The following is a 13,003-nucleotide window of genomic DNA, read 5'->3' as shown; positions in this document are numbered from 1 at the left end:
TAAAAAATTGTCTAAGTTATTTATTCGAGGAAAGAACGTCTTGGGTTACTTCTAAAAAAGCCTTTTTTCGCTTGTCATCTGGTTCAAGATATGCGCTCTCAGACCACTCATTCCAGGCATTAATAAATAAAAGTGGTTGATGTAAATCAGAAAGATTACTGATAGCCAGGGAAAGCGCCTCTCTGTAGTTATCGACAGAAACATTGTCGAAAAGCGTCGCTCTTGCGCCATAACGAGCTGTATTATCCCAGTCGGGGAAAACTGAATGGTATACAGGTTTATTAGAAAAGAAACTCTCGCTACATGTCAATGAAGACATAAAATCTTCATAATTAAATACTTTTAGATTTGAATTATTTTTACGAAACCTAGAAATAGTTGACTGTATACTTTCTGGCAGACTACGAGCGATTTTTTCAAGCTTAGGGAATTTACTTTTATTAAGATGAAAATTTATTGCATAGCGAGGATTGAAATTCATTATCGCATCAAAAGGTTGATAAACGTTTTCAGCATTGGAAATATCGTAACTTCTGCAGGCAATTAAGTACAAACCATCAAAACCATCTTTTTTTGCAAGATTATTAAACCTATCTAAAACGCTATAAAGCGAAGGAATAAGCTCTGGCCTATAAATATTTAAAACAGGCTTGTTTTTTATTTTATAATACCTATCATCTTGAAAAAAACGGCTCAAATAATCATAATGTAAAATGATATCAGAATCATCACTATAATAATTTTGTTTGATCAAAAATTCGTTTGGCTTACCAACCCATTGACGAGTCCAGCTTTCATTCGCCCACGTCATCATAAACTTGATGTTAATTGAAGACTGTTCAAGCAAATTTTTAACTGGTATATCAAGATGCGGCGTGCCGTTGAACCAGTAATGGTAGAAGTTGAAACCCGTTATCGAATAGTCTCTGGCAAGTTCTGCTTGCGATGCAATCACAGAGGGAATTGATTGATTAACATACCCATTAGTGGGCAATCTGGGTTGATTGTGCACAGGAAACTGAGGTCGAGCGTCACGAACCAGATTCCAATCCGTAAATCCTTCCCCCCACCATTCAGAGTTTTCCACAGTTGGATAAAACTGTGGAAAATAAAATGCGAATGTATCAATCATATCGCACTTCACTTAAGAACAATTACTTCGTTATTTTTTACCATGGAATTATCAACCTCAAAATATTCATTTATATCTATAACTTTATAGCCTTTACTCATGGCTGACAGACAAGTCAGTCTTTCGAAAACATGAGCAAAAGTTCCATCCTGTTGATTTAATTCCTCTTCAAAGTCACTCTCATGAATGAGTTCAACAAGAGGATATAATGCATCTGGTTTGAACCAGAACATCGTTCCGCCAACAAAAAAAAGATTAACCCTGTCATCATTTATTCCCAAGCGCTTAGCGTAGGTATAAACACGCTCTTTATTTGCTCCCCAATAATTCTCACTTGAGAGGTAATCCTTGAATGGTGCCGCGATTCCGACGTCGCCTTTAAGAAAGGTGCCACACAGCTTGTTCAAATTAGCAGAAGAAGAAAGAAGGCCAGAATAGATATTTTTTCTCCATACATCTCCTAATGTACTGTATTTACTCTTTTTAGTATGTAACTTTAAAACCATAGTATATTTTTTAAAGTCATAAGATTGCATCATTTTAACAAAAGGATAAACATCTCTACCTTTGTTTTCAGTAACAGCAATAAAGAGTGAAGAAGCGCTTGCCATGAATAAGTCAATAATGTCAGGAATGTAAGTCTCTTCAGGCACAGTAATAAAGACATCTACATTCTCAGGGATCTTTTTAATACATTCAAAAATTTCCGAAGAAATATCCGGATAAAAAATATGTATAATTAAAGCTATGTTCGCCTGCTTATCAGAAGTGTGTGAATACTCAAAAAAGTTATCACCCGCTTTTATATTTTTTCCATATTCCAATTTGCGTTGACTATAAGCAGATGTAGTTCTATCCAAATGAGACTGGATTGACTTTGAGTTATATAATCTATTAATATCAAAATATGATATATTATTTCTTAATACATCAACCTTGACAATACCGATCTTAGAAAACAACTCATCGACATTTTTATGGCAAGGATTTTCCTTATGATTAAAATTAACCGCGCTTCCTACAGTTAATCCCTCATGTAAAGCCGTAGATGTCAATCCCATTTCATAATTGAAAATAATTTTCATCTTACGTTTATATGTGAAAACTCCACGCCAAAACTTAAAAAACCACTTTGACAATATGGCTTTTTTATTAAAAACCATGAAAAAACTTTGCAAATGAAATCTAAACTGGTTTGTTGATGTAAGACTAAAAATATCCTTCTTCTCACTTTCAAGAAGAATATTTTCAAGGTTAAAACTTTCATTAACATAAAAACTATCATTTAGAACCAAAAGTCGATCATACAAGTGAAGATCAGATATACTATTAATTCCAGTTTTATAACTCAAAAAATCGTAACCTACGTTTTCACGTGTAATGATTTCTAAATTGCCAAAAGCATTAAGTGTTGAACGACTCTCTAAATCTATTCCAGACGTCGTGACCACCACGACTTTATCGCATACCAAGAATAATTTTTTAAATAAGATCAATAAATAATCATCAACAATACTATTTATATCGTAGTGAGCAATAACAGCAATTGTTTTCATCTGAATTTTCTTACCAGTTTATAAATTGGAAGAATTAACTTATGAACTCGAGGATGGTTTATTCTTATGTAATCACGGGCTCTCATGTTACTAAAGTCACATGAGTTTTGAAGCACGTTTTTATTTAATTTCACATTTTCAGGTGAAAAATATGACAAACGTATTGCATCATTTATCATCTGGATTTCTTCTGCTGAAGAATTTTTTGTTAAAAAAGCCAAAAGATCTTCATTTATTATTACGCTTTTGATATCAATTTTTTTCTCTTTGAGCGCAAATAAAGTAGCTTCAAGATATGCACTGCCATTTTTTAAATCAGGCTCAAGATGTGCACCTTCAGCCCATTCGTTCCATGCATTTATAAATACAAATTGTTGTTCAGTTGAGAAATATTTTTTTGTATAATCTACCAAATATGCAAGCCAAAATTGATATAGCCTAGGTGAAGCATTAACAAATATATGTCCCGTATGCTGACGTCTTGCTGTATTATCCCATGAAGGGATAATACCACGATAGCATTGATAGTCTGGTACAGTTCGACGAATAGCCTGACTCATTACTTTTCTATAATCAACAATCCCCCCCGTAAATTCTGGATTAGTCATCTCTTCAGCCATATCTGGACGATTTTCCGGTCCAATAAACTTATGGGGAGGAAACTCGACGGCAGCATCGAAGCCATAATCAGAAGGATTATCTATTCCATAAAATTGTACAGCGCATAAATGTAAATCTGGGAAACCCGCTTCTTTTGCTATCTCGCGCCATCTCTTAGTGAGTGAAATGGAATCGACCAGCAGATCAGCTCGATAAACCAAAAGCATTGGTTTACCATCAACTTTAATATATCTTTTATCTTTAAAGACAGTAATTAATTCATTTAAGAAATCAACATCGTCTTTTGCTCCATGATTTTGTTCAAGAAGAACTTCTTTGTCTAAACCATCCCATGTTTTAGTCCAGTTTTCGTTAGCCCAACAGTAACAAAATGGAAAATCAATATTGCTTTCAACATAGTTATTCAACGGTTTTTCTAAAATACGCCTCCCGTCTTTAAACCTGTAGTAATAGAAGCAAAAACCATGTATGCCGTGCTCACGAGCTAAGTCAGCTTGATCTCGCATGTTTTCAACATCATTAAGATCATAAAACCCAAGATCCGCAGGAACATGAGGCTGATAATGCCCCTTAAAATTAGGTTTTGCTCTGGCAACATTTGTCCATTCTGTGAATCCTTTCCCCCACCAATCGTCATTTTCTTTCACACGATGGAACTGAGGAAGATAAAAAGCAAGAGGTTTAACATTATTCATTTTTTAATTCCAACAAACGACTTTAATTTATTAGCAAACCGATATGCGAATGAGCTTTTAATACTATCAATTTCTCTATTAGCATTTTTTAATTCATTCTCAAGAGAAATAATTTTAGCATTCAATTCCGATTCTTCTTTTTTGAATGATTGGTTATAATTTTTAAGCTCTTCTATTTCGTTTAAATAATTATAGTTTCTCCCCAACAAATCAGGATAGTATGATTCTGGAGATTTATATATATTAGACCAAAAATTTTCAGACTGGTCTGGCGCCTGACTTTGCATCGATACGTTATCTAAATTGATAACTTGTTGTGTTATACCAGCCATAATACGACGACCTAAATAATTATATTCAGCCGGTTTCTTAGTAATAACGCAGATTGAATTATAGAAAGTAATACTGTGAATTTCTGAAATGAGGTCATCGTCTATCCTCACCCCATAAAAGTTTTCAAATTCAGACAGAAAATCTTTCCTACTTTTAGATGGCATTCCCCAGTGTTCAAAATTAATGCAATCCGCTAGTTTTTTCAGAAAAGCTAATGAAGACATCGGATCATAAAGTCCACCACCAAAATCTTTCCAATAACTACAATGCAGATCTTCAATAATCATGAAGCGATCGTAATTCAACAACGGAAAATAATTGAGAAAGGATAGAATGATATCTTTGCTGGTGTGTGAGCCATCATCGATGATCAAATCTAAACCAAGTGGAAAACTTTTTTTTATCAATGATACGGTAGACTGCTGATTAGCATCCTGAACGAGTACATTGATTTTACTGTCCTCATAGGTGAGTTCAGCACATTTAGGATTAATATCGCATCCAACTATTGAATTTAAGTTAGGGAAATATTTATCCCATATTTCGAGTGAACCACCGTTTTGAATACCAATCTCAAAAACACTTTTAATTTCGTTTTTAACTGACATGAGAATATTATCATATACGTTGATATATAATTCCCACTTATCAGAACGTTTCTTGTTATGTTCTTGATACAATCTAAATAGAGAGTTACTCATTCGGCTTCCAGTTTTATTTTACTAAATTTAACACCAACCAGTCCCCAACGTACCTGGCTGTTAAACACTTTGATGAAAAGCGCATCATGTAAATGATGATGCTGTATATTATTAACTAGATCACCATTTGCAACTGAACACATCACAGCGTAATCACCGTTAGGCAACATCGGCAAAACAAATTCAAAGGAGGCTGAAAATTTTTGCCCTGCGATGTAAGTTGGAGGCGTAGAACCAGTGATTGGAAGTGTGTTTTCACCAAATAGATACTGTCCTAGTTTGTCTTTAACTAAAAAACCTAAAATCGGAGCATCTAATGCGTTATGAGCTATCGCATTGATAGTTACTCTTACTGTCTCACCTCCACGCATTATATCATCATCGTGCGTGAGGTTTTTAAATGTTACTCCAGTAATTTCAGCCTGTCCTGTTTTCCAACCATTGGACTCAGATAAATTATCGATTATCTTAAAATCAGCCTTGTAATCGACTATGGCGGGAGTAGTGTCCAGGAGCTCCTCTTTCTTAGATTTATCACCGATATCTTCTAAGACGGCACTTTCCCCATAGATTTGTTCCAATGTAAATTTTAAATATTCTTCTGCAATATCTTTAGATAGGCCGTAATTTAATGTATTGCCTTTGTTTAACCATAAAGCTTTCTCGCATAAGTTTTGTACAGAATACATATCATGGCTGACAAAAAGCAAGGTTCCATTCTTTTGAAAATCTCGGATAAAGCGCATACATTTTTGTGTGAATACAGCATCACCAACAGCCAAAGCTTCATCGATAACTAAAATATCAGCGTCAACATGTGCAATAACAGCAAAAGCAAGCCTTACGTACATTCCACTTGAGTATGTTTTTACTGGTTGTTCAATAAAGTCGCCAATATCAGCAAAACTCACAATACTATTAAATTTTTTGTCAATCTCATCCCGGGTCAAACCATATACAGAAGCATTCAGATAAATGTTTTCTCTTCCTGTAAACTCTGGATTGAAACCTGATCCTAGTTCAAGTAAAGCTGCAACCTTTCCTTTTACTTTGATTTCACCTAAGGTTGGCTGAAGTGTCCCACAGATCATCTGTAATAAAGTGGATTTACCTGAACCATTTCTACCGATTATTGCAACCGTTTCACCAGGCTTGATTTTTAGAGAAACTTTATTTACAGCCCAAAATTCATCATAATATTTTTTATTCTTTAACCCAACTTTTGGAAAAAAAAATTGCTTAAGTCTGTCAACAGGCTTTTTATAAACAAAAAAACACTTACTTACATTATCGATTTCGATAGCGAATTGTTCAGAGGACATCAGCAAATCCTTTCCTCAATTTATTAAAAATACGATATGAAAAAAAAGTAAAAACCAGACTCACAAGGGTATAATTCGCCAACCCTAAAAAATTAGGCAGTTCACCAAAAATAAAGACTTTCCTAAACTGTTCAATAATGAATGTCAGAGGGTTTAATTCTATTATCCCCCTGAACTCTGCAGGTAAAGAGTTCAGAGAGAAAAAAACAGGAGAAAGGAACAAAAGCAGTGAAGTTAACACTCCCATAAATTGGCTAATATCTCGAATGTATACACCAAGTGCCGATACTAACCAACCTGTACCTACAGCCAATATAAAAAGAGGAAAAACGACGACGGGACTCAATATCATTGTCCAGTGCAATGTGTCACCTAAAATCATATTGATGCAAAAGAGCACAAGCGTACTCACAAACATATTAAATAATGCAGCAAAACTCGTTATCAACGTTAAAATTTCGAGTGGGAAAACAACTTTTTTTACATAGTTTGAATTTCCAACAATGTTGCCTGAAGACAAATTCAACACTTCACAATAGAATGCATGAATAATCATCCCCGCAAAAAGGATGATTGCAAATTGTGATTTTGATTCCTCGGCTGTTCCCGGCCATTTAGCCTTAAACACAACCGAAAAAACAAATGTATAAACAATGAGCATTAGCAATGGGTTAATAAATGACCACAGCATACCTAATGCAGAACCTCTGTAACGACTGGTAATCTCTCGCTTCGTCATTTGATAAATTAACTGACGATGCGCAGTAAAAATATGTTTATTAAGCATTTTCATTACTCAAAATAGATTGCATCATCAAAGCTCGCAGCCGTGGCATCTTTAGAGGATAACTTCGGTTCAGATGTAATAGGCCACGTTATTCCAATTTTTTTATCATTCCATAATAATGAATGTTCAGCTTGTGGATTGTAGTAATCCGTGCATTTATAGACAAACTCTGCACTTTCTGAAGTCACATAAAACCCATGTGCAAAGCCCTCAGGTACCCATAGCTGAAGTTTGTTTTCAGCTGAGAGCAGAACACCTACCCACATGCCAAACGTTTCAGAAGATTTACGTAAATCTACAGCAACATCAAAGACCTCACCTGAAACTACGCGAACTAACTTACCTTGCGTATTTTCGGTCTGATAGTGCAAGCCTCTCAAAATACCTTTTGCAGATTTTGAATGGTTATCCTGTACAAAACTCCTTTTGCAAACTAAATCCTCGAATTTTTTTTGCTGCCAGGTTTCCATAAAAAAGCCGCGCTCGTCACCAAATACCGATGGCTCAATTATTTTTACGTCCGGAATTTTAGTATCAATAATTTTCATTACAGTTTTCCGTTATATAATGCCATTAAATATTTACCATAATCATTTTTTAATAGTGGTTGAGCTAATTTTTTTAGTTGTTCGGCATCTATAAATCCCATCCGGTAGGAAATTTCTTCCGGGCAAGCCACCTTCAATCCCTGACGTGTTTCAATGGTCTGGATGAAGTTATTTGCTTCATTTAAACTCTGATGAGTGCCCGTGTCTAACCATGCATGCCCGCGTCCCATGATGGAGACGGAGAGTTCACCTTTCTCAAGATAGAGATTATTGATATCGGTGATTTCAAGTTCGCCACGAGGTGAGGGTTTTAAGTTTTTTGCCATTTCAACCACGCTGTTATCGTAGAAATAAAGACCCGTTACGGCATAATTACTTCTTGGTACAACCGGTTTTTCAACCAACGAAATTGCTTTACCCGTTTGGTCAAACTCAACTACGCCATAGCGCTCTGGATCGTTAACATGATAGGCAAAGACAGTGGCGCCTTTTTCTTTATCTGATGCATCTTCAAGCTGCTTATGAAGATCGTGTCCATAGAAAATGTTATCGCCCAGAATTAGGGCGCAGTTATCGTCGCCGATAAACTCTTCCCCCAAAATAAAGGCTTGAGCAAGACCATCTGGACTATCCTGCACCACATACTGAAGTCTAAGTCCCCACTGCGAACCATCCCCCAGCAAACTTTCAAATCGAGGCGTATCTTGCGGCGTACTGATGATCAAAATATCGCGAATCCCGGCCAGCATTAGGGTACTGAGCGGGTAATAAATCATAGGTTTATCATAGATAGGTAGCAACTGTTTGCTCACTGCCATAGTCACTGGATACAGGCGCGTACCCGAACCACCAGCCAAGATGATACCTTTTTTATTTTTCACAACGTTTTCCTTTTGTATTTGTAAACCACATGTAGCTCAGCTATATAGTTCATCCAGCATACGCATGACACCCTGCTGCCATTCAGGTAGCGTAATGGCAAAGGTGTCTCTGAGTTTTTCTGTATTAAGCCGAGAATTGTGGGGACGTTTGGCTGGCGTCGGAAATGCAGTGGTTTCAACCCCGTTCACAGATGAGACTCTAAGTGGTAACCCTTTATTACGCACGTATTCAATGACGAATTCAGCGTAAGCATGCCAAGTCGTAACGCCGGAAGCTATCATGTGATATATCCCCGATTTTTCGGGGTTTAACAGCGTAGCTTTGATCGCATGTACGGTACAATCTGCAATGAGTTCTGCACCCGTTGGTGCACCAAATTGATCATTAATCACTGACAGTGTTTCACGTTCCAGTGCCAAACGGATCATGGTCTTTGCGAAGTTACTTCCTTTCGCCGCGTAGACCCAACTTGTCCGAAAAATCAGATAATTTGCTGCATGTGCGATAATGGCCTCTTCGCCCTGTCGCTTTGTTTCACCATAGGTGTTAAGCGGTGCTGTTATATCCTCTTCGCGCCATGGACGATCTCCGCTCCCATCAAATACATAATCCGTAGAATAATGTACGAGTAAAGCATTAATCTCACGAGATGCACGTGCAAGAATTTCTACACTTACTGCGTTAATCAGGGTTGCATTTTCAATGTCACTTTCTGCTTTATCAACCGCCGTGTATGCAGCAGCATTAACAATGACATTAGGTTGCAGATCGCGGACCGTTCTGGAGATGCCTTCAGGATTAGCAAGGTCGCCGCAGTAATCTAACGAATGCCGATCTAGCGCGATAACCTCACCTATAGGTGAAAGCGCGCGTTGAAGTTCCCAGCCAACTTGACCATTTTTACCTAAGAGCAGAATTTTCATCAGCTACGCTTCTCGTAGTTTTTTTCAATCCAGTTTTGATAAGCTCCACTCTTAATGTGTTCAACCCACTCCCGGTTGTTAAGGTACCATTCAACGGTTTTACGCAGGCCCGTTTCAAAACTTTCATGCGGCTGCCAGCCTAGCTCATTCTGGATTTTTGAAGCATCAATGGCATAGCGACGGTCATGACCAGGTCGATCTGCAACATAGGTGATCTGGTTTGCATATGGCGCATCTTTTGGACGCAACTCATCCAGCAGCTCACATACTTTATGCACCACTTCGAGATTTTGCTTCTCATTATGGCCACCAATGTTATATGTGGTACCGATTTTTGCCTGAGTTGCAACAAGGTAAAGTGCACGGGCGTGGTCTTCGACGTAAAGCCAGTCGCGGATTTGATCCCCCTTGCCATAAATTGGTAGTGGTTTTCCTTCAAGCGCATTACTGATGATCAATGGAATCAATTTTTCCGGGAAGTGGTAAGGACCATAGTTATTTGAACAGTTCGTGACCACAACAGGCAAACCATAAGTTCGTCCCCAAGCTCTTACAAGATGGTCGCTAGCCGCTTTGGTCGATGAGTAAGGACTACTGGGCGCATATGGCGTTGTTTCGGTAAACATAGGCAGCTCGCCCGTTGTTTCATCCGGATGTAGTAAATCGCCATATACTTCATCTGTGGAAATATGATGGAAACGAAAGGAATTTTTGCGCGCACCAGTTAAATTCACCCAGTAGTGGCGGCTGGCTTCCAGCAACGTATAGGTGCCTACCACGTTAGTTTGTACAAACTCAGCCGGACCAGTGATTGAACGATCAACATGGCTTTCAGCCGCCAGATGCATAATTACATCCGGTTGATGTTGCTCCAATACCTTTGTAAGAGACTCTCCGTCACAAATATCCACATGGCAGAACGCGTAACGAGGGTCGTCACTCACTCCCTTTAAGGATTCGAGATTGCCTGCATAGGTAAGTTTATCAACGTTCACCACCTCGTCTTGAGTTCTCTGAATGATATGACGAACCACCGCCGAACCTATAAAACCTGCACCACCAGTAACTAAAATCTTCATGAAGTTAGGCTATTCCTGACTTAGCGGCCGAGACATCCCGACCCACATTAATAAGAGTCAACGTAACAGAAAAGGACAACGCTACCGCCCTTGGGTTGCAGCTCCCAGTGCGCTGATACGTAAAAACACGTCTTGTAGAATAGTGCGTCTACCAACTACTTGGCACTACTCGTCTAAACAAATTTATACTTTAAGAGATAGATTACTTCTAATGAGGAATTTTAACACTGCGGTGTGCTGAACACGAACAAAATGGCCTTTCAACTAAGTGATAGTTCAATTATTAGCCGAATATTTGGTAAGTACATGCCAGAATAGTTTATTGTTGGTTTTAAAAAGGCAATAAGAAAGTTTCAAAGAGAGGATGTAAAGGGGATAAGTAAGGCGGACTGGTTGTCCGCCTAAAATACGTTAAACCTTTCAGCTTTAAGCAAACCCTTCCGGATTCTTCGACTGCCAGTTCCACGTATCGCGCATCATCGCATCGATACCACGCGAAACCCGCCAGTCCAGTTCCTGGTTGGCCAGCGACGCATCCGCCCAGAATGCCGGAAGATCACCATCACGACGCGGCTTGATTTCAAACGGAATGGGCTTGCCTGAGGCTTGCTCAAACGCCTTGATCATTTCCAGCACAGAGAAGCCTTTCCCACCACCCAGGTTATAGGCTTTATAGCCTTCAATTTTATCGAGGTGGTCCAGCGCTTTCAAGTGGCCTTCAGCAAGGTCAACGACATGGATGTAGTCACGCAGACAGGTGCCGTCTGGCGTATCGTAGTCACCACCAAACACGCCGAGTTTATCCAGACGACCGATGGCAACCTGTGCAATGTAAGGCAGCAGGTTGTTAGGGATACCGGTTGGGTCTTCGCCAATCTCGCCCGACTCATGCGCACCGACCGGGTTAAAGTAACGCAGCGCAATGGTTTTGAACTTCGGCTCAGCTTTGGCGAAATCCCGAATGATAAATTCGACCATTAGCTTAGAGGTGCCATATGGGCTGGTTGTGCCGCCAATCGGTGTGGTTTCCACGTAAGGCACCGGGGCATTGGCACCATAAACGGTAGCGGAAGAACTAAAAATGAAGTTCCAGACGCCCGCGTTGCGCATCTCTTCAAGCAGTACGACCGTACCGGATACGTTATTTTCGTAGTATTCCAGAGGCATACGCGTGGATTCACCCACCGCTTTAAGAGCGGCGAAGTGAATCACGGCAGAAATGCTGTGGGAGGCAAACAGGTCACGCAGGCAGGCGCGGTCAAGAACGTCGCCTTCGATAAACGTTGCTTTCTTGCCGGCGAGTTTCTCAACCCGATTGATGGCCTCACGCGAGGCATTGCACAGATTATCAAGTACCACCACATCATCACCGCGCTCAAGCAGTGCCAGCACTGTGTGGGAGCCGATATAACCTGCCCCGCCCGTTACCAAAATAGCCATCTCTTCTCCCTTTCTGCCGCGTTAGCCGCGGCGAATGATAGTTGATTACTTCGCCAGAATTTTCTCGATCGCTTCGCGGAAGTCTCGGCCCTGTGCGTTATTGCGCAGACCGTAGGAGACAAATGCCTGCATGTAACCCATTTTACGTCCGCAGTCGAAACTGTGACCCGTCATGAGTGAGACATCGACCGTTTTTTTCTTACTCAGGCTGGCGATAGCATCCGTTAACTGAATACGGCCCCATGCCCCCGGTTCGGTACGCTCCAGCTCAGCCCAGATATCGGCTGAAAGCACGTAGCGTCCCACCGCTGCCAGGTCTGAGTTTAACTCGGCCGGGTGCTCAGGTTTCTCAACGAAGTCAGTAATCGTGCTGACATCACCTGGGTTTTCCAGCGGCTGCTCAGTCGTGATCACTGAGTATTCAGACAGATCGTAGTCGGTGAGGTGTTTTGCCAGCACCTGGCTGTGACCGGTCTCTTCAAAACGCGCAACCATTGCCGCCAGATTATATCGTAAATGGTCAGCGGTGGAATCGTCCAACAGCACGTCAGGCAGGACAACCACAAAAGGATTATCGCCGATCATAGGACGCGCGCAGAGAATAGAATGCCCCAGGCCCAGTGGCTGCGCCTGACGCACGTTCATGATGGTCACGCCCGGCGGGCAGATTGACTGGACTTCACTCAGCAGCTGGCGTTTAACGCGTGCTTCCAGCAGGGCTTCGAGTTCATAGGTGGTATCGAAGTGGTTTTCTACCGCATTCTTGGACGCATGGGTGACCAGCACAATCTCTTTGATCCCTGCTGCAACACACTCATCAATGATGTATTGAATCATTGGCTTGTCCACGACAGGCAGCATCTCTTTCGGAATGGCTTTAGTCGCCGGAAGCATATGCATACCGAGACCCGCAACCGGGATTACTGCTTTAAGCTTGGTCATAGTTATTCCATCTAATGAAGTGAAGACATGCGTCAATTATGC

12 protein-coding genes are annotated in these 13,003 nt (G+C 40.1%); all 12 read right to left on the bottom strand.

Annotated features, from left to right (window positions below; translation table 11 throughout):
- Positions 1-16: 16 nt before the first annotated feature.
- The 12 genes from NXS97_RS21010 to galF all read right to left on the bottom strand — a co-directional run bounded on the left by NXS97_RS21010 (position 17) and on the right by galF (position 12,961).
- A complete protein-coding gene (locus NXS97_RS21010; RefSeq protein WP_029570265.1) occupies positions 17-1,132 on the bottom strand; it encodes a glycoside hydrolase family 99-like domain-containing protein in 1,116 nt (371 codons plus the stop codon).
- An 8-nt stretch (positions 1,133-1,140) separates the two neighbouring features.
- Entirely contained in the window at positions 1,141-2,688 is a 1,548-nt protein-coding gene (locus NXS97_RS21005) for a rhamnan synthesis F family protein (RefSeq protein WP_019106516.1), read from the bottom strand.
- Positions 2,685-4,004, bottom strand: coding sequence for a glycoside hydrolase family 99-like domain-containing protein (locus NXS97_RS21000; RefSeq protein ID WP_019106517.1), 1,320 nt, complete (start codon positions 4,002-4,004; stop codon positions 2,685-2,687). The genes NXS97_RS21005 and NXS97_RS21000 overlap by 4 nt, the downstream gene beginning before the upstream one ends.
- Positions 4,001-5,038 (bottom strand): class I SAM-dependent methyltransferase, encoded by a 1,038-nt coding sequence (locus NXS97_RS20995; protein ID WP_019106518.1) that lies wholly within the window; start codon positions 5,036-5,038, stop codon positions 4,001-4,003. The genes NXS97_RS21000 and NXS97_RS20995 overlap by 4 nt, the downstream gene beginning before the upstream one ends.
- Positions 5,035-6,360: an ABC transporter ATP-binding protein gene (locus NXS97_RS20990; protein WP_029570267.1), complete on the bottom strand. Its 1,326-nt coding sequence runs from the start codon at positions 6,358-6,360 to the stop codon at positions 5,035-5,037. The genes NXS97_RS20995 and NXS97_RS20990 overlap by 4 nt, the downstream gene beginning before the upstream one ends.
- Positions 6,350-7,147: an ABC transporter permease gene (locus tag NXS97_RS20985; RefSeq protein ID WP_228525790.1), complete on the bottom strand. Its 798-nt coding sequence runs from the start codon at positions 7,145-7,147 to the stop codon at positions 6,350-6,352. The genes NXS97_RS20990 and NXS97_RS20985 overlap by 11 nt, the downstream gene beginning before the upstream one ends.
- A 5-nt stretch (positions 7,148-7,152) precedes the next feature.
- Entirely contained in the window at positions 7,153-7,695 is a 543-nt protein-coding gene (rfbC, locus tag NXS97_RS20980) for a dTDP-4-dehydrorhamnose 3,5-epimerase (protein WP_019106521.1), read from the bottom strand.
- Positions 7,695-8,576 (bottom strand): glucose-1-phosphate thymidylyltransferase RfbA, encoded by an 882-nt coding sequence (gene rfbA, locus NXS97_RS20975; protein WP_029570268.1) that lies wholly within the window; start codon positions 8,574-8,576, stop codon positions 7,695-7,697. The genes rfbC and rfbA overlap by 1 nt, the downstream gene beginning before the upstream one ends.
- A 36-nt stretch (positions 8,577-8,612) precedes the next feature.
- Positions 8,613-9,500 (bottom strand): dTDP-4-dehydrorhamnose reductase, encoded by an 888-nt coding sequence (rfbD, locus tag NXS97_RS20970; RefSeq protein ID WP_194761318.1) that lies wholly within the window; start codon positions 9,498-9,500, stop codon positions 8,613-8,615.
- Positions 9,500-10,579 (bottom strand): dTDP-glucose 4,6-dehydratase, encoded by a 1,080-nt coding sequence (gene rfbB, locus NXS97_RS20965; RefSeq protein ID WP_019106524.1) that lies wholly within the window; start codon positions 10,577-10,579, stop codon positions 9,500-9,502. The genes rfbD and rfbB overlap by 1 nt, the downstream gene beginning before the upstream one ends.
- A 426-nt stretch (positions 10,580-11,005) precedes the next feature.
- The gene (gene galE, locus NXS97_RS20960) at positions 11,006-12,019 is read right to left on the bottom strand and encodes a UDP-glucose 4-epimerase GalE (protein ID WP_019106525.1); all 1,014 of its coding nucleotides are present in this window, start codon (positions 12,017-12,019) and stop codon (positions 11,006-11,008) included.
- A 45-nt stretch (positions 12,020-12,064) separates the two neighbouring features.
- The gene (gene galF, locus NXS97_RS20955; RefSeq protein WP_014594076.1) at positions 12,065-12,961 is read right to left on the bottom strand and encodes a UTP--glucose-1-phosphate uridylyltransferase GalF; all 897 of its coding nucleotides are present in this window, start codon (positions 12,959-12,961) and stop codon (positions 12,065-12,067) included.
- Positions 12,962-13,003 lie beyond the last annotated feature (42 nt).

Source organism: Pantoea sp. B623 (genome assembly GCF_024814475.1).
Taxonomy (GTDB): Bacteria; Pseudomonadota; Gammaproteobacteria; order Enterobacterales; family Enterobacteriaceae; genus Pantoea; species Pantoea ananatis.
This window is presented reverse-complemented; position numbering and strand designations above follow the sequence as displayed.